Annotated in this window: 11 protein-coding genes; 10 read left to right on the forward strand and 1 reads right to left on the reverse strand. The window is 65.2% G+C overall.

Features of this window, described 5'->3' with window-relative positions; genetic code table 11:
* The first annotated feature begins 79 nt into the window (after positions 1 to 79).
* The 6 genes from GX515_08055 (at position 80) to rsmI (ending at position 8,720) form a co-directional block, all read left to right on the forward strand.
* Positions 80 to 1,867, forward strand: a complete 1,788-nt coding sequence (locus GX515_08055) for an aminotransferase class I/II-fold pyridoxal phosphate-dependent enzyme (protein ID HHY32951.1) — start codon at positions 80 to 82, stop codon at positions 1,865 to 1,867.
* Between the two features lie 234 nt (positions 1,868 to 2,101).
* Complete coding sequence (locus GX515_08060; GenBank protein HHY32952.1) at positions 2,102 to 3,871, forward strand: AAA family ATPase; 1,770 nt, start codon at positions 2,102 to 2,104, stop codon at positions 3,869 to 3,871.
* Between the two features lie 74 nt (positions 3,872 to 3,945).
* Complete coding sequence (locus GX515_08065) at positions 3,946 to 4,275, forward strand: hypothetical protein (GenBank protein HHY32953.1); 330 nt, start codon at positions 3,946 to 3,948, stop codon at positions 4,273 to 4,275.
* Positions 4,276 to 4,282: 7 nt separating this feature from the next.
* Positions 4,283 to 5,593, forward strand: coding sequence for a hypothetical protein (locus GX515_08070; protein HHY32954.1), 1,311 nt, complete (start codon positions 4,283 to 4,285; stop codon positions 5,591 to 5,593).
* Between the two features lie 142 nt (positions 5,594 to 5,735).
* Positions 5,736 to 7,787, forward strand: coding sequence for a hypothetical protein (locus GX515_08075; protein ID HHY32955.1), 2,052 nt, complete (start codon positions 5,736 to 5,738; stop codon positions 7,785 to 7,787).
* 42 nt (positions 7,788 to 7,829) lie between these two features.
* Positions 7,830 to 8,720 carry a 16S rRNA (cytidine(1402)-2'-O)-methyltransferase gene (gene rsmI / locus GX515_08080; protein HHY32956.1) on the forward strand — a complete coding sequence of 297 codons (891 nt, stop codon included), beginning with the start codon at positions 7,830 to 7,832 and terminating at the stop codon, positions 8,718 to 8,720.
* Positions 8,721 to 8,828: 108 nt separating this feature from the next.
* Here the strand turns inward: rsmI and GX515_08085 are convergent, their stop codons facing one another.
* A complete protein-coding gene (locus GX515_08085; protein HHY32957.1) occupies positions 8,829 to 9,074 on the reverse strand; it encodes an AbrB/MazE/SpoVT family DNA-binding domain-containing protein in 246 nt (81 codons plus the stop codon).
* Positions 9,075 to 9,524: 450 nt separating this feature from the next.
* Here GX515_08085 and GX515_08090 point away from each other — a divergent pair, with 450 nt between their 5' ends.
* The 4 genes from GX515_08090 to GX515_08105 all read left to right on the forward strand — a co-directional run bounded on the left by GX515_08090 (position 9,525) and on the right by GX515_08105 (position 18,737).
* Positions 9,525 to 9,716 carry a hypothetical protein gene (locus tag GX515_08090; protein ID HHY32958.1) on the forward strand — a complete coding sequence of 64 codons (192 nt, stop codon included), beginning with the start codon at positions 9,525 to 9,527 and terminating at the stop codon, positions 9,714 to 9,716.
* 270 nt (positions 9,717 to 9,986) lie between these two features.
* Positions 9,987 to 12,071: a methionine--tRNA ligase gene (gene metG / locus GX515_08095; protein HHY32959.1), complete on the forward strand. Its 2,085-nt coding sequence runs from the start codon at positions 9,987 to 9,989 to the stop codon at positions 12,069 to 12,071.
* 904 nt (positions 12,072 to 12,975) lie between these two features.
* On the forward strand, positions 12,976 to 13,764 hold the full coding sequence (locus GX515_08100; protein ID HHY32960.1) for a TatD family hydrolase: 789 nt from the start codon (positions 12,976 to 12,978) through the stop codon (positions 13,762 to 13,764).
* 980 nt (positions 13,765 to 14,744) lie between these two features.
* A complete protein-coding gene (locus GX515_08105; GenBank protein ID HHY32961.1) occupies positions 14,745 to 18,737 on the forward strand; it encodes a S8 family serine peptidase in 3,993 nt (1,330 codons plus the stop codon).
* Positions 18,738 to 18,769 lie beyond the last annotated feature (32 nt).

The raw sequence follows: 18,769 nt of genomic DNA on the forward strand, positions 1-18,769 counted from the left end.
ACGGCCGGGGCGCCTGGATCTCGCGCACCGGGCAAGCGCCAGGGAGGCGCAATTCGAGCTAGAAGGAGTTCGATAGCGTATGGACCATGCGGGGGCGGGGCGGCGCGGGGTTCGCCGAGACGGCGGGCATACGCCTTTTATGAGTCATACGGCCAACAATGGGGCGCGGGCCACGGACCAGGCTGCCGCGCCCCTTGTGCAGGCGCTGATGGACTACGTCGCGCTCCACCGGGCCCGGTTTCACATGCCCGGCCACAAAGGGAAAGCCCCCGAAGCCGAGGCCGCCACATGCGGCGCCCGGTCTGACGCTCGGCCGGTGGCCGGAACAGCCGTCCGCGGCGCGGGTGCCACCGATCCCGAGCTCGCCAGCCTCTTTCTCACCGGCGCCGGACCTCTCCGTGCGGACGTGACGGAGGTCGAGGGCCTTGACGACCTGCACGCCCCTGGGGGACCGATCAACGAGGCCCAGCGCCTCGCCGCCCTCGCCTACGGCGCGGACCGGACGTTTTTCCTAGTGAATGGCTCCACCTGCGGCCTGGAGGCTGTGATAATGGCGGCGTGCGGGCCGGGTGACGAGATCATCGTATCACGCGACACCCATATGGCTGTTGCGAGCGGCCTCGTGCTGTCCGGCGCGCGTCCCGTGTACGTCGCGCCGGAGGTGGACGAGCTGTACGGGATCCCGCTCGGCCCTTCCGCGGACCGCCTTGACGCCGCGCTCCGCCGTCATCCGCGGGCGCGCGCGGTGGTGCTCACGAACCCCAACTACTACGGGGTGGCGCCCGACGTCAAAACCCTGGTGGCCATCGCGCACGGTTATGGTAAAATAGCAGTGGTGGACGAGGCGCACGGCGCGCACCTGCCCTTTCACGAGGCCCTTCCGCCCTCGGCCCTCGCGGCCGGAGCGGACGCCGTCGTCTCGGGCGCGCACAAGTCGCTGCCGGCTATGACCCAGGCGGCGTTCCTGCACCTCAAGGGAGGCGCGCTGGATGCCGCGAAGGTTGGCCGCATGTTGCGGCTCGTCGAGACCTCGAGCCCGTCGTATGTGCTGATGGCATCGCTGGACGCCGCGAGGCGCGTGGCGGCCACGAGGGGGCGCGAGCTTCTCGACGGGGTGATACGGTGGGCGGCTGCGGCGAGGGAGCGGCTCTCCCGCCTTCCCGGCGTGATGTGCCTTGATGCGGACAGGCTTGCCGCGCGCGGTTTCGCGCACGATCCCACCAAGCTCGTGGTGTCGTTCTGGGGCTTGCGCTCTCGCGGGATAACCGGGGTCGAGATCGCGCGGCGCCTGCGGGAGCGTCATGGGGTCGAGGTGGAGCTCGCGGACGCACGGAATATTCTGGCTATACTGACGATGGCTGACTCCGAGGCTGACGTGGAGAGGCTCGTCGTGGCTATCGAATCGGAGATAGCCGGCATCTGCAGTGACGGAGACGCCGGCGAGCGGAGGGGAGAGGTCGACCGACGTGCTCGCAGGCGCTGCCGAGCCGCCGCGGACGACGAGGCCGGCGAGGTTCGGGTCCCTGTGGCGGCCTATGGGCCCTGTCATGAGGTGAGCGCCTGCAGCCTTTTCAGCTCGACGCCGCCTCTCAGGATGACCCCCAGGGAGGCTGCGCTTTCGCCCACAGAATGGATGCCCGTCCGGGAGGCGTGTGGGCGGGTGGCGGCGGACGTGATCGTGCCTTACCCGCCGGGCCTGCCGGTGGTCTGCCCGGGCGAGGAGATCACGGAGCCGCTCGTGGAGTTCGTCCTCAACGCGCTTTCGTCGGGCACGGCACCCCGGCTTCGGGGCGTGCGCGGCGACGGGGCAGTGCTCGTGGTGGTCGGTGCCGGGCGGGCGCGGCCAGGGCGGGGCCCCGACGCGTGATGCGCGCCAGGGCGGACCACATAACGCACGAGTGGTGACCATGTGTGACGATATGGGCAGTGACGTGATAGAGACGGGTGAAGCTATAGAGACCGGGGATAATGGAGAGGTAAGCAAAGGAAAGGAGGAGAGGCGTCGCGACGACAGGGCACGCGCAGGGAAGGGTGGCCCGCCCGGCGCGCAGCGCGCAGCCTTTGACGGCTGCAGCACGCAGCCTTGTCGCGCGACGATCTTGTGACAAGACGGGAGATAACTGACAACCTGGACGAGCTCCTTGAAGTATTGCCTCCGAGGATACGCGACAGGCTGGAGAGCCTGGGTGACCTCAACGACCTCCTCGAGATCGTTCTCGACCTGGGCCGCCGGCCGGAGGCGCGGTTTCCCGGCGGCAAATTCGTCTATCTCGGCGAGGAGCCCGTGAAGCGCGAGGACATCGAGTTCCTGACCAAGCGCGTCGGCGCGTTCGGCCACGACAACCGGGCCGGGATCGAGCGCACGCTCCACCGCATATCCGGCATTCGCAACCGCTACGGCGAGATCGTCGGGCTCACGTGCCGAATCGGCAGGGCGGTGTACGGCACGATTGACATCGTCCGGGATGTCGTTGAGCTTGGAAAGAGCATACTGCTGCTGGGCAGGCCCGGGGTGGGCAAGACCACCTTGCTACGCGAGGTGGCACGGGTGCTCAGCGATGAATTCAACAAGCGAGTCGTGGTGGTGGACACCTCCAACGAGATCGCGGGGGACGGCGACATCCCGCACCCGGCCATCGGGCGGGCGCGGCGGATGCAGGTCCCGGCGTCCGCGCAGCAGGCGGACGTGATGATCGAGGCTGTGGAGAACCACATGCCCGAGGTCATCGTGATAGACGAGATCGGCACGGAGGCGGAGGCTCAGGCCGCGCGGACCATCGCCGAGCGGGGCGTGCAGCTCGTCGGAACCGCCCACGGCAACACCCTCGAGAACCTCGTCCTCAACCCGACCTTGTCGGACCTCGTGGGGGGCATACAGGTTGTGACCTTGAGCGACGAGGAGGCGAGGAAGCGCGGCACGCAGAAGACTGTGCTGGAGCGCAAGGCTCCGCCCACATTCGATATCGTCATCGAGATCAAGGACCGGGACAGCCTCGCGATCCACCACGACGTGGCTCGCACCGTGGACCTCCTCCTGCGCGGCGTGGAGCCCAGGCCCGAGATAAGGCGTAGGTCCGGCGAGGGTGAGATAGAAGTGGTGCAGGAGAACGGCCTCGCCGAGCTCCTGGCGCGAGAGGAGGGCTTTGTGCCCCGCGACGCCTCGCAGCGCGGCGGCGGGCCGCGAGCCCTGGCAGACCTGGCGGGCATCGTTGAGGCGCCCGAGTGGGGGCACGACTCGGAACAAGCGTGGTCGAAGCGCGACGCGGGCCGTGGCAATCGTGGGCAGCGCCGAGACCTTGACTCCGGCCGCGAACGCGAGCGTGAGGCCGGCTGCGGGCTCGCGACGCCCGGGGCCGCGATGGCGGGCTCGGGAGAGCCTGCGGAAGGGCGGTCTCTCAAGGTGATGAGGCTGTATCCATATGCGGTCAGCCGGAATCGCCTCGAGCAGGCCATCCGCACGACAGGGTTGCCCGTCTTCATCTCCAAGGACCTCACACAGGCCGACGCCGTCCTGACGCTGAAGGGGCAATACCGCAAGATGCCCAAGACCCTGCGTGAGGCGGAAAGGCGCGGCCTTCCAGTGCACATAATACGGAGCAACACGATAACTCAGATATCGAACTTCCTGCGGAACGCGTTCAGCGCGGGCCGCGACGCGATCGAGGCGAGCGCGCTGAAGGAGGCCGAGGAGGCACTGGCGAAGGTCGTGTCCATGGAGTGTCCGGTCGAGCTCAACCCGCAGAACGCCTACGTGAGGATGCTCCAGCACCAGCTCGCGGAGAAGAACAAGGTGAAGTCAACGAGCATAGGAGTGGAGCCGTTCAGAAGAGTGGTCTACTATCTCGACGAGTCGCGTAAGGAGACTATGTAAGGCCACCGACCCGGCGGGTAGCCCGGCGTCGGTGGCGTGTGCCGGGCCGCGAGGGAGGGAGGGAGGGAGACCAGATGAAGCTTGTCATAGCCGTGGTTCAAGACCAGGACGCGTCCTTGCTCATGGACACGTTGGTGGACCGGGGCTTTCGTGCAACCAAGCTGGCCACAACCGGAGGGTTCCTGAGGCAGGGGAACACGACCCTGCTGATAGGTGTGGATAACGGGCAAGTGGACGCGGTGGTCGAGGCGGTCAGGTCCACCTGTCGCTCGCGGACCCAACTGATCCCGTCCATCCCGGAGGTCGGTCGGCCCGCGGATTCGTATGTTGGACAGCCTGTCGAAGTGCCGGTGGGCGGCGCGACAATCTTCGTCCTCAACATAGACAGGTTCGAGAAGGTGTGAGAAACCGGTGGCTTCAGGGAAACGGAAGCGGGCGACTACCACGGGCGGCACGTCCGCCCGAGACCTACCCGGCGGGGTGGGCGCCGGCGGCGGACAGGCACAGGCGTCGCGCGTCCAGCGACTTGTCGCGATGGCGGACCTCTCGGTCGGGCGCGTGAGCCGCGCGCTCGCGGGGGCGCTGGCGCTGGGCAGGGTGTCGCACGCTTACGTTTTCGCGGCGTTCAACCCGGCCTTCGCGGAGCCCGTGGACGGCGGCGGGGCAGGCTCTGGGGGGGACCTCGCGACCGCGGCCGCGCTCTCGTTCGCCCGCCGGCTCAATTGCGAGGCACCCTCGGGAGACAGCGCGTGCGGGAAGTGTCTCTCGTGCCGGCTGGTTGCCGATGCGAACCATCCTGACGTGAGATTGATCGCCCCCGACGGCCTGTCTGTGAAGATCGACCAGGTCCGCGACGTGAAAAGGGAGATGAGCCTGAAGCCCCGGCGCGACGGGGGCTTCCGGGTGATCATCATCGAGGGCGCGGAGAAGATGACGACGGAGGCCCAGAACAGCCTCCTCAAACTGCTTGAGGAGCCCCCTGAGCGGGCCGTGCTGATCCTGGTATGCACGAACCTCGCCGGGCTGCTCCCGACTGTGAGATCCAGGTGCCAGCTTGTCCGCGTCCGCGTGCGCGTCCCGAACGGGGGCGGAGGCGATGATGAGGGGGACATGTTTCGGGCTTTCGTGGACGCCGTCCGTCGCGCCGGCGCGATGTCCCCGCTCGAGGTGCTCGAGGCTGCCGAGGCCTTTGAGAAGCTGGCCCGGGCAGGCGGGGGAGCACGCACAGGGGCAGGGACGGGCACGAGTGCGCGTGCAAGTGCAAGTGCAAGTGCAGGTATAGGTGCAGGCGCGGGGACGCGAGCGGCAGCGGAAGTGGGAGCCGAACCGGGAGCCGAAGCGGGAGCGGAAGCGGGGTCTGGAGCAGTAGGCGAACCAGGGGAGAGCGAGCCCGGGGGCGCCGCGACCGGTCCCGACGCGAGGCTGGAGCCAAGGCAGTGGCTCGAGGCGGCTCTGGTGGAGGCGGCGGCTTGGTTCAGGGATGCGCTGGTCCTCAAGAGCACGGGCGATGTTGGGCTCGCGGGCGGGGGGAGGGCGGCGGGCAGGCTGTCCGAGCTGGCGCGGGACGCCGCCGAGCGCAGCGTGCCCGAGCTCGTGGAGACGATCGACGAAATAGAGGAGACGCGGCGCCGGGTCAGGAAGAACGCGAACATGCGCCTCGCCCTCGAGGCGATGTTTTTCACACTTAAGAGGCGCCGCAGGCCCCAGGGGCGTGCCATGTAGCGGCGCGCAATGCGGGTGCGCGCGACGCTGCCAGTCCCGGTCGTGGGGGGCGCGCGATGCGCGAACGGAGCACCCCCGCGCACGGCAGCAGGACGGTGTGTTTTCCGTGGCACGCCGGATTTGCGGAAGGAGATTATTGCCGATGATAAACGTAGTCGGCGTGAGGTTCAAGAACGCGGGGAAAGTGTACTATTTCGACCCCGGTGACATGGAGCTTTCTGACGGCGACAAAGTCATAGTGGAGACGGTCCGTGGTCTCGAGTGCGGCGAAGTGGTCGGGGAGCCCAGGCTCGTGCCGGACGAGGAGGTGGCCCAGCCGCTCAAGAAGGTGATCCGCAAGGCCACCCCTGAAGATGAGTTGGTGGTGGACGCGAACCGCGAGAAAGAGCGCAGGGCGTTCAAGATCTGCCTCGAGAAGATCGCGGCCCACGGGCTGCCGATGAAGCTCGTTGACGTGGAGTACACGTTCGACGGCAGCAAGATCATCTTCTTTTTCACGGCTGACGGGCGCGTGGATTTCCGCGAGCTCGTGAAGGACCTCGCCGGCGTATTCAGAACCCGCATTGAGCTCCGGCAGATAGGCGTGCGTGACGAGGCCAAGATGATCGGCGGCCTCGGCCCCTGCGGCCGGCCGCTCTGCTGTGCTACGTTCCTGCGGGATTTCGAGCCGGTCTCCATCCGCATGGCCAAAGACCAGAACCTTTCGCTGAATCCCACAAAGATCTCGGGCATATGCGGCCGGCTCATGTGCTGTCTCAAGTACGAGCACGAGGTCTACAAGACGTTGCGCCAGGCGCTGCCCCCTGTTGGAAGTGAGATCGACACCGAGGTGGGCAGGGGCAAGATCACGGAGCTCGACGTCCTCAAGGGAATCGCGTGCGTAAAGATGGAGGACGGCAAGATAGTGCACGTGGACGTCCGCCGACAAAACGGCGCCTCTCGCTATCCTGTCGTGACGAGCAGGTGGAGCGGGCCGTGTGCCCCGTGCGTCCCGTGCGAGGAAGCCGGGCAGCTTGAGGCGACCGAGACGGAGACCGGGACTGAGCCTAAGGCTGAGAGTGAGATTGAGGTTGAGACTGAGACGGCGGCTCAGACGGCGACCGAGACTCGGAGCGAGACATGGGCCGAGATGGAGACGGGTGCCGGGGCACGCGGCCCACAGGCAGCCGCGACAGCCGTGGGAGGCACGGCAGGCGTGGCCGGTGCGGCCGGTGCGGTCGGCGGAGAGGTTGAGGCCCAGGTCCACGAGGTCGACGCACCCGGGGTGAGGGGCGGTGCCGCAGCACCGCCCGCGGGCGGCCAGCCTGAGGCTCGTGCGCGCGGTCAAGCTCAGGCCCGCGGTGAAACCGGGGCTCAGGATCGAGCTGCCGCCGAGGCACGCGCGAACGTGCACGCTAAAGCCCAGCCCCGCGCTCGAGCCGGCGCGGCGGTTGCGCCCGGAGCGAGCGACTCCGCCGACCCGCGGAGGCGCCGTGGCGAGCGGGGCGGGCGGCGCGAAGGTAATGAGCGCCGCGAGGGCAGGGACCACCGTCGCGGCGCGGCAGCGCCCGGGTACCGGGCGGGGGACGGGCGCGAGCAGCCGGTTCCCCCCTCCGCGCACGCCGATGTCGCGGCCGCCGCGGAACGAGCCGGCACTGCGTCCGCTTCAGTAGAGGTTGGGGCGGTGAGCGCTGCGGGAATCGCGCGTGCCACTAGCGGGCAAGCCGCGAATTTCGTGAAGCCGGTGAGTCCTAGACGTCGCGCCGCCAGGCGCCGGTGGAGGTCGGGCAGCCGGCCCGGGCAGGAAACGGGCCGACCGCGTTCGCCTGCGGCGGCGGGGCCAGACGCGGCACACCCGCACCCGGGGCCGGGCAGCGGGGGGCGGGCGGGCCGCGAAGAGGACGGAGGCGCGGTCCAGAGCGGAGGCGAGGCCCAAAGCGGAGGGCTGGCCCGGAGCGGAAGCGCGGACGCGTCCTCTGGAGCCGGAGTGCCCGGAACACCGCACAGGCAGGATGCCGCGCCGGGAGGCGAGCAGGACCCGAGGACGGCGGCGGGCCCGAAGGCGGGGCCGGGGCGTGGTGGCTCGCGCGTGAGGCGTCGGGGTGCGAGGCGCCGTCGAAGGACGCCGACGCCGCCGCGTCAGGCGGGACAGGCGCCGGACGGCGCTCGTCACGCGTCCGGGTCCGAACAGGGTGAAGACGGCAAGGATGTGTGAGGCCAAAGGCGGGGCTAGGCCGCCGGAGGGCGTGGTTGACAGGTGAGGATCGTGGAGATGACAGGGCCCGCAGGGCAGAGGCCTGACGCGAACGCGGGATGCTCTGGAGAGACGCGCCCGCGGCGATCGGCAGCGGCGGCGACGGGCACGGGGCGGCCGGGACCGGGAACCGCGACACCGGAGGCCACCGCGCCGGAGGGCCGGGCCACCGGCACTTTGTACGTGTGCGCGACTCCGATCGGGAACCTCGAGGACATAACGATGAGGGCGCTCAGGATCTTACGCGCGGTGGACCTGATCGCCGCCGAGGATACACGGCAGACGCGAAAGCTCCTGGCGCACTATGACATCGCAGCCAGAATGGTGAGCTGCCACGAACACAACGAGCGTGCCCAGGCGGCGCGGATCATCGAGGTCCTGTTGGGCGGGGGTGATGTCGCCCTGGTATCTGACGCAGGGACGCCCGTGGTGTCAGATCCTGGCGCTCACCTCATCAAGGAGGCGATATCCAAAGGCATCCCTGTGGTGCCTATCCCTGGGCCGTCGGCAGCGGTGGCGGCTCTCGTGGTGTCGGGGTTCTGCGCGACGGAGTTTACATTCGTGGGGTTCCTGCCTAGGAAGGGGCGGAAACGTCGCGAGGCGCTCCAGCGGCTCGCTGGGGAGAATAGGGTGGTCGTCCTGTACGAGTCCCCGTACAGGGTCGCTGAGACTCTCTCGGACCTTGCTGAGGCTGTGGGGGGCGAGCGAAGGGTCGCGGTCGCCCGCGAACTCACGAAGGTGCACGAAGAGGTCGTCCGGGGCGCCCTGGGTGAGGTTGCCGCCCTGTTTGAAGGCGCCCGAGTAAAGGGCGAAGTAACTATAGTGCTGGACGCACCGGACGCCCCGGGACGACGTTCCGGGAACACAAAGACAGGGGGCGACGACGCGAAATAGACGCCGTCCCCCCTCCTTGCCTCGCCTAAAGCTTGTCAAGCTTGCGACGCCCCGAGGACGGCGCAACGGGGAGATGGGGTCCTCGGGGAGAAAGGCAGGGCCTCTTTCCTAGATGAGGCCCTTCATTTCCTCCAGACAATCGCGGCAGATGTTCTTGTCCTTGTACACCCTAATGTTGTCGGCGTTCCCGCAGAAAATGCAGGCAGGCTCATACTTCTTCAGTATGATCTTCTCGCCGTCAACGTAGATCTCGAGGGCATCCTTCTCTGCGATTTGGAGCGTCCTGCGAAGCTCGATTGGAATTACTACGCGACCTAGCTCATCGACTTTCCGAACAATCCCCGTTGATTTCATGTCTGTCAGCTCCCTCTTTCGTATTGAAAGCTCCCTCCAGGCTTCGACAACCTCCTTACACACTATACTTTATTTTCCAAGGCAAGTCAAGGCTCCCTTAAGAGTTTTTACCTTATCTAGCAAAATAAGCTCTATTAGCTGCCATTTTGGCACAGTTGGCGCTACGTGAGAGCGTAACGCGCCGGCTCGGTCACTCGCCCGTTTCCCATGGTCCCCGGGGCCCGGGACGGTCGTATCACGGGGTCGAGACGTGTCGTTGACCTTGGCCAGTCCAGTGAGGAGGTTGCGATCTGTCTCGATGCGACGCGGGGAAGCATATCACTGGGGCGGCATCGCTTTGGGCTTGACACGGGGTGAGGGCTCAGGATAATATGAGACAAGACGTTTCATTCCCTTAACCATTCGACAAAGCCGACTGCGCCGTGATGGCGTGCGAAGAAGTCAAAGGCGATGATGGGGACGAGTAAGCAGGCCTTCTGCCGTAGAGAGCCGGCGGTCAAGGTGAAAGCCGGCGCGTGGGGCTTGCCGAACATGGCCCCTGAGCCGCGGGACGAAAAGAGGGCAGTGACCAGCGTGGGAGGCCAGCGCAGGGCCACCGTGCGTGTTCCAGCGCGCGTCTTCGCGTGCGTCCCATCCCTCTGAGTAGTCCGATCGCCGGGCGATCAATAGGTCATCGTGCCAGACCATGGATCGTAACGGGCGCCCGTTACAGCGCCGGGGCATGCGGCTCGCCAAGACCGCGGATCTCCTTACATGGTTACCTGCTTGCCGCCGTGCCTCTTGAGGTCGGAGCCGCAAGGCCCCGGCGAAGTTGGGTGGTACCGCGAGATGATATCCTCTCGCCCCACGTGAAGGCATCCGCCTTCCGAACGGGGCGAGAGGCATTTTGCTATAGGGGGTGTTGTGTTCCACGTGGAAAAGTTCTATCTTACCACAGCCATAGACTACGTAAACGGCGAGCCGCACCTCGGCCACGCGTACGAGAAGATCGCGGCCGACGTGATATCCCGCTTCAAGAGGCTGGCCGGGTACGATACCTTCTTCCTCACCGGCACCGACGAACACAGCCTCAACGTGGCTCGGCAGGCCGAAAAGCAGGGCATGGCGCCCAAGGCGTTCTGCGACAGGATGGCCGGGCTCTTCGAAAGAGCCTGGCATAAGCTGGATATCCGCCCGGACCGCTTCATCAGAACGACCGACGAGGACCACATCGCCACGGTCCGCGACATCGTGCGTCGGGCCAACGAGCGTGGCTACATCTACCAGGGCACTTATTCGGGCCATTACTGCGTGTCCTGCGAGAGGTTCGTGGAGGAGAAGGACCTTGTAGACGGGCGTTGTCCCCTCCATCCCAGCCGCGAGCCCGAGTGGGTTGAAGAGAAGAACTACTTCTTCGCCCTCTCGAAGTTCCAGGAGCCACTCCTGCGTCATATCGAGGAGCATCCGGAGTTCATCCTCCCGGAAACCAGGCGAAACGAGGTGGTGAACAGGATCCGCGAGGGGCTGCAGGACGTGAGCATCTCCCGCTCAACCCTGGCATGGGGGGTGCCGTTCCCTGAGGAGATCGACCCGAACCAGGTCGTCTACGTGTGGTTCGATGCCCTCATCAACTACCTCACCGGGGCAGGGTACGTGCCCGGGACCGACCACTTCGGGAAGTGGTGGCCCGCCGACCTCCATCTCATCGGCAAGGACATCACCTGGTTCCACTGCGTGATATGGCCTGCTACGCTCATGGCCGCGGGCATCCCGCTCCCGAAGACGGTCTTCGGCCACGGGTTTGTGACGGTCAAGGGCGCGCGGATGTCCAAGTCCGAGGGAGTCGTGGTGGACCCGGTCAGGCTCGCCGACAGCCTTGGCGCCGATGCGCTTCGCTACTACCTCATGAAGGCCGTCCCGTTCGGGCAGGATGGCGACTTCTCGTACGAAGGCCTCGCCGAGACTTACAATGCAGACCTGGCCAACGATCTCGGCAACCTGCTCAATAGAACGTGCGCCATGGTGGAGAAGTACTTCGAGGGCCGCGTGCCGGCTCCGGGGGAATACGAGGCGCACGACAGGGAGCTGGCGGACCTGGCGACGCGCGCGGCGCAGCGCGCCTACAAGCTCATGGAGTCGCTCGATCTCACGGGCGCGCTGGGCGAGATATGGAGCCTTGTGGGCGGGGCCAACAAGTACATCGACGAGGCGGCGCCGTGGGCGCTCGCGCGGGAGGGGCGACGGGGCCGGCTCGCCACGGTCATGTTCGGGCTCGCGGACGCGCTCGCGAGAGTGGCGGTCATGGCAAGCCCGTTCATCCCGGGCGCGGCGGCGCGGATCTGGATGTCACTGGGCCTGGAGGACGCGGCGCCCCTGCACAGCGTGAGGTGGAAGACGGGCACGCTGGACGTGGCACGGTTCGTGGAGGGCGCGCGGGTGAAGCGCCTCGGGCCGCTCTTCCCAAGGCTCGACGTGGAGACCTCGGACCTGAGCCGGGGCGAGTTCCGCCTCGCGGAGCTTGCCCGGGATAAGAAAAAAGAGGGCGAGAAGGAGGTCGCGGGCATGACCGGACAAGAACAGAAAGCCGAAGGGCCTGGGACGACATCGCAGAGGGCACCACAGCCGCAGCCACAGCAACAGCACCAAGAAACCGGGAAAGGCGCCGGAGCGCCACCTGCGGGTCCGGGCGACTTGGTGTCCATAGAGGAGTTCGCCAGGCTCGACCTGCGCGTGGCGAGAGTCCTGGCGGCGGAGAGGGTGGAGGGCGCAGACAAGCTTCTCAGGCTCGATATAGACCTTGGGGCGGAGAAGCGCCAGATCGTGGCGGGGATCGCCAAGCACTACGCTCCTGAAGAGCTCGTAGGCAAACAAATAGTCGTGGTGGCTAACCTCAAGCCCGCGAAGATCCGCGGCATAGTCTCCCAGGGCATGCTGCTCGCCGGGTCCACGCCCGACACATCGCGCCTGGCGGTGGTCACAACCGACCGGGAGTTGCCGCTAGGCTCAAAGGTGCGCTAGGGTCGGTATGTGAGGAAGGTGCGCTGGGGCGCCATGTGAGGGTGAGTCAATCGCTGCCCTATCCCCTGGCGGGCGCAGTCGCCAAGGCGGCGACGGCCTAGAGGTTCCGAGGGCTGTCAAGCCCGCCCGTGGCCCGTGAAGGCCGCGGAGCAGCTTGAGGTCAGTGAAGGCCGTGAGAGGGCTATCAGGGGGCTATCAGGGCGGCGAGAGGGGAAGGCGCAAGAGCGGCGCGTGACGTGATGTGGAGAACAGGTGCGGCACAAAGTGTGACCTGTGGCGCACGTCATCTCGGACCGCTGATGTGTGGAAAGGATGAGGTTGGACTCGTGATGTGCGGCACGCGACGGGCCGGAAGGTTGGTATGGGACGCACTTCTGGACGGGCGCGTGATGCTCATCACCTTTTCCAGGTCGACGGGTGCTATGCGGAACACCTTGCGGGGGACGATTGCCACGGGTGGCGAGTGCGATCCGCCGGGTGACACTGGTCACGAATCGGGCGCCAGGCGTGACGCTCAGAACTCCGCGGGAGAGACTTGTGACGCTGGGAATGTGTGAAGCCAGAAGGATGTTGTCCGTCACCAATGGCTCCCTGATGCGTGACGTCGGGAAGGGGAAGGGCTTCACAAGTGATGGACGTCACGCGCCGCATCGCGCGCGTGACGCCCGGAACGGGAGGCGCCTCACTAAATGCAGTATGCCGTGTGCCCGATGCTGGGTGCCGCGCACCCGTGCCGCATTGTCGTCCGCGGACGCCTGCTGCCGCGACCACTCCGACCACTCACACTCAATGGATGAAGGTGCTAATCGCCGCCTTTTCCCTTGTCGCCCCTTTTCGGAGCTGGCGGCCGTCCAGAACAGGCGTGGAGGTGACGTGATTGCCTCATGAACCCGGTGTCATCCAGATGATCGATACTCACGCCCATCTCGAACACGAGCGGTTCCGCGATGACCTCGACGCTGTGATAGCGAGGTCGAAAGCCGCGGGCGTATGGCCTGTCGTGGAGGTTGGCTCCGACCTCCCCACCTCCCGGACCGCGCTGGAGCTCGTGCGGCGATACCCTGGCCTTCTCGCGGCCGTCGGCGTCCACCCCCACGAGGCTAAAGATGCCTCGGACGCGGCGCTCGACGAGCTGCGGACCTTAGCGCGCGAGCCAGGGGTGGTCGCCATCGGCGAGATCGGCCTGGACTACCACTACGACTTCTCCCCCCGCGACCAACAGCGACGGGCCTTCGCGGCCCAGATATCAATTGCCAAGGAGGTCGGCCTTCCGATCGTAGTCCACGACCGCGAGGCCCACGCGGACGCCCTTGCCATCCTCAAGTCCGAGCGAGCCGAGGAGGCTTGTGGAGTCATGCACTGCTTTTCCGGCGACTGGAAGCTGGCCCGCGCCGTCCTCGATATGGGCTTCTACATCTCAGTGGGCGGCACCCTCACTTTCCCCAATGCCACGGCCCTGCGCGACCTAGTCGCCCGTCTCCCTCTGGATAGGATCCTTCTTGAAACCGACTGCCCCTATCTCGCCCCCGTCCCTCACCGCGGTAAGCGAAACGAGCCTGCGTACGTTGTGCTCGTGGCCCGCGAGCTTGCCAGGCTGAAGCGCCTCGACGTCGGCGAAGTCGCCGCTGCCACCAGCCGGAACGCGGAAGCGCTCTTCGGAACCGGACGACCCCAGATGCCGCTCTCGCGGTAGACCGGGGCCAAGCTGCGCATTTCGGAAATTTCTGTACATTGGAAGGAAGAGAGCGGGCCGCGTCGAATAGTGGCTTTCAGACATGACAACGATTGATTCGTCGTCGTGGTGGTAAGCGTCAGCTAAAGAGGCTGTTGAACTGCTCTACATAATGTCGCTGCAGCGCGGCTGGGGTCCGCGACGCGGTCACCGACGCGGTTACCGACGCGGTTACCGACGCGGTTACCGACGCGGCCACCGGGGTCGCAAATTCTGGCGGCTGCCAGGGAAGGTCAACGGTCTCGCCTCAGACTACCAGTGGACTCTGCCTTTCTGCACCTGCTTTCGCAGGAGTTTTCCCTAACACTCCGAGTGAATCAGCTTTCAACGATCCTATGTTCCCCAAGGCGCCAGGGTTCCCCGAGGCGCAAGCGGCTTAGGTGTATCCTACGCTGTCATGCGACGTGGCGTCATGTCACGTGGCCTCTCCCCGGATCCTCAAGGGGGGAACCTGCCGCCGAGGGGAAGCCACCTCCGGGATGACGTGCGCATGCTTCATTGAGAGGGGGTGAGGTGTGCCGCAGCGACCGAATGTTTCGGCCACTTACTGCCAGTGCGACCTACGCGTACCGCGAGCGTCCCGCGGAGCCCCTCTCGCAGGTGTGCAGGTGTGCCGGAACGGACGGACGGCGCTCAGGCGGATGGACCACAGGCAGCTTCATCTCGTGCCTCGCGCGTGGCGCTAGCTCGCGTAGCGCTAGCTCGCTAAGCTCGTCCTCGTCCATGCTACAAGGGGCGAGTGATGCCGAGTGATGCCGAGTGATGCCTGTGCGGGGCCACCGCAACGCGACCCGATGTGCGGCGCCGGGATACTGCGGGTAAGAACTCTGAGCAAAACATGGCATGGTGCATTAGTGCCTGCGACGCGAGAGAGAACCGGGGTCTCAAGTGGGGAGCCTGGCGTCGCGCCGGTCGAATGAGCGAAAAGGGGGGGACGTGTGTTGAGACCGTTCGACAGATTGGCACACATGGGTCTGGTCTGCGCTCTTGTCGTCTGCTTTGTCATGGGAGCGGGCGCCCAAGCGGCGGGGCCAGGAGACCGGCAGGGTCCCGATTTTCCTGTGGTTGAGGTGAAGCAAATCGCGCCTCAGGCTGAGTACGCCGAGGGCGAGGTGCTGGTGCGCCCGAGGATCGAGGCTTTTCCTTCGAAGATGAGGCTGGAGGCAACATCTCGAGCCGTCGAGACACTCACGCGAGGCATCGGCGCGGTCGTGGCGGAGACGATCACTCTTCCCAACGAGGTGCCTGTGTACCGCGTCAAGCTCGACCCCTCGAAGGGAATCTCGGTTGAAGAGGCGGTTGCGTATTACGAGAAGAACCCCAGCGTCGAGTACGCGGAGCCGAACTGGAAGCGCTATGCTTATCAGGGCGACGAGCCACCAGTAAACGATGAGTACTTCGGTCGTCTCTGGGGTCTACACAACACTGGGCAGACTTTCAGAGCCGGCTATGCCGGCCGTCCCGACGCAGATATTGACGCGCCTGAAGCGTGGGCGTCATTTGACAGCGACCAGCCAGTTGTTGTAGCCATCATTGACACAGGTGTCCAGTACTATCATCCGGACCTCGCAGAAAACATGTGGGTTAATGAGGGAGAGATTCCTAATAATGACGAGGATGACGACAATAACGGGTTTGTGGACGACATCCACGGGTGGGACTTCGTCCATGATGACAATACCGTTTATGATGAGCTAGTTGATCCATACGGTTATCCTGCTGACATGCACGGGACCCACACTTCCGGCACCGTTGCTGCTCTAGGCAACAACGGGGTAGGGGTAGTGGGCGTTGCATGGAAGGCTAACGTGAAAATCATGGCCCTGAAGTTTATCGGGGAGAACGGGTACGGTTACGACTCTGACGCAATCAAAGCCTTCGATTACGCCGCCCGCATGGGAGCCAGTCTGACCAGCAACAGCTGGGGCGGTGGCGGTTACGGCAAAGCGCTCCGAGAGGCCATCGAGGCATCAGGTATATTGGCGGTGTGTGCAGCCGGTAACTCCGCTACTGACAATGATGTGACACCGCATTACCCGTCTTCGTACGTTTCCGAGAACATAATAGCTGTGGCTGCCACTGACTGGAATGACGAGATGGCATCATTTTCCTGCTGGGGAGCCGAGTCCGTCGACATCGCGGCGCCTGGCTCGTTGATTTATTCAACCAGCCCCAGCCTTGCAGACCTCGCTAGTTCGGCGTATGTCTGGCTAAGTGGAACGTCGATGGCAACACCGCACGTCTCAGGAGTAGTTGCACTTCTTGTGGGGAAGTATCCCAACGTTCCTCAGTACAAGGGGGCGGTTGGCTGGCATGAGAGCGATATCACCATCAAGGACATGATCCTGAATTCCTCAGACGTGCGTCCCGCCTTTGTGGGCAAGGTGCTCACCGGGGGTCGGCTGAACGCCTACAACGCTTTGATGGGCATTTGGCCGCCCGCCATCCACGAGGTGCACGCGGACCGGATGTACGGCGCTCCGGGGGCCCTTACGGTGACGTTCAGCGCCTCAGCCAGCTCCAGGCCAGGCACGCTGGACGCTGCGCCCATCGCGGACCAGTGGTGGGACTTTGGAGACGGAAGCGCGCCGGTCCATGCGGCGACCGCGACGCACACGTACACTGAGGAAGGCTCGTACACTGCGACCTTCCACGTGGTGGATAGCCGCGGCAACGAGTCCACGGCTACCATCGGTGTCGTTGCCGCGAACCCTGACACCGTCCTCTTCGTGGACGATGACGAGGGCATGGACTACGACGAGTTCTTCACGCAGGCATTGGCGGGTCTGGAAAGGCCGTTTCTGCGGGCGACCGCGTCCACTGTGGCGAGCTTTCCAACTGACATTCCGAACCCCATCATCTGGAACTGCGGAGAGGCGTACAGTGGAACCCTGCTCGCAGCCGACCAGGCGTTCCTCTCGCAGTACCTTGATAACGGCGGCCGGCTGTTCCTTTCCGGATACGACATACTCTACGACCTCATCTCCGGAGACAAGGGCCCCGACTTCGTGGCCCAATACCTCCACGTCGAGCCCTCGGAGGACTTGCTAGATTACTGGTACTACGCGGGCGGAGTGAATGAGGTCCTGGGCAAGGCGGCTGACCCGGTGTCCGATGGAATGGATATCACCCTCGAGTATCCAGGCTCCTACGATAGAAGATTCGTCGATGGAGTGATACCCCGCAACGGTGCGGTCAGCATTTTCGAGGTTCCTCCTGCTGCGGAGGGGGATCCCGCAATCCCCGTAGCCGTGAGATACGCGGACAGCGTGTACCGCGTGGTGTTCCTGGGATTCCCGTTTGAGGCGGTGCCTTCGGACGCGCCGGAGCCCAACAACTCCACCGTTCTGATGGACAGGATCCTTCGCTTCCTCACCGCCGAGGATACCGGCGAGGACCTCCCGCCGGCCGTGACGAGCGTCTCCGCCAACGTCCAGGTCGGTGTGGCGCCTCTCGAGGTGACCTTCACCGCCGCTGCGCACGATGCTGAGGGCGATATCGCCGGCGAGTGGGACTTCGGCGACGGCACGCCGCCTGCTGCAGGCATGTCCGCCACTCACGTGTACGCCGAGCCGGGAGTGTACACCGTTACCTTCACGGCAACCGACAGCGCCAGCCAGTCGGCGTCGCGTTCGCTCACCGTCGTGGCGGTTGAGTCACGCGAGACCGTCCTCCTTGTGGACGGCGATGGCAATGCCTTTGACTTGGACACGACCCGGGACTATATCGAACCGGTCATGCAGGAGGCGGGGGTGCCGTACCGTTACGTCCTGCCCGATGACGTCATCAGCGGCGGCTTGCTTGCTCCCGGAGCTGAGCAGTTCATGATCGTCTGGAACTGCGGCTTAGTCGACTACCCGTCGCCCGGTCAGGTTGCGGCCCTCAAGCAGTACCTGAAGAAGGGCGGAAGGCTCTTCATCGCGGGCCAGGAGCTCATCTACGGAGTGGGGATGAACTTCACCAATCCGGACGACTTCGTCATCAAGTACCTCCACGTCGCCGACGCGAACTCCGACGTCCAGAGCGAGCCTGAGGACGTGTTCACCGGAGTCGAGGGAGACCCCATCACCGACGGCCTGTCGTTCGAGGTGAACTTCGAAGCTGCTGATATCCCGTCCGACTACAATTGGATCGACGAGATATACCCTGACGCCGACGCCGTCGGCATATTCACCGCGCCAGACGGCACCTACAGGGCGCTGCGCCAGACGGGCGATGGGTACAAGGTGGTCTTCCTCGCGTTCCCGCTGGAGGTGGTCCCCGGCAGCGCGCTGATACCCGTCGATGCTTCTAGGCAGGATGCCGGTGAGCAGAGCGTGGCAGCTACGCTCCTTTCGAGGGCGTACAACTGGCTCCTCCTGAACGAGGTCCCGGTCGTCACGGTGAGCGTCCCGGAGAGCGCGGTATGCGCTGATGGCAGAGGCGTCGACATCGGATGGACCGCTCATGATCCCGACGGTCCCGACGATGGGCTCACGATCCGCATTGAGTACTCGATGGATGAAGGGGCCACCTGGACGCTCATAGCCGATGGCGAGGCGAACGACGGCTTGTACGCTTGGGATGGCGCCGGGGTCAAGAAGGGCGGCAAGGCACTCATCAGGGTGAGCGCGACCGACCCGCAGGGGGCCACAGGCGTAGCCGCCGAAGAGACCACCCTTGTGGTAGGAACAAACATGCTCCTGGCGGGCCCGAACCCTGCGTCGAGCAAAGTGACGTTCTACTACAATATCCCGGATGACGGAACGCTCTTCATATACGACATCGCCGGGAGACTGGTGTACAGTGCAGACCTTGCTGCCGGGTCCGGCGCTGCCGAATGGTCGCTTGTGGACGATGCAGGGAGGGATCTGGCGAACGGCCTGTACGTCGCGATCCTGGTCACGGAGCGCGGGCTCAAGTCAGACCCCATACGTCTCATCATAAGGCGGTAGGTCACAGTCACATCACGTAAAGAAGTTCAGCC

The sequence above is a fragment of the Bacillota bacterium genome, assembly GCA_012842395.1.
In the GTDB taxonomy this organism is placed as follows: domain Bacteria; phylum Bacillota; class SHA-98; order UBA4971; family UBA4971; genus UBA6256.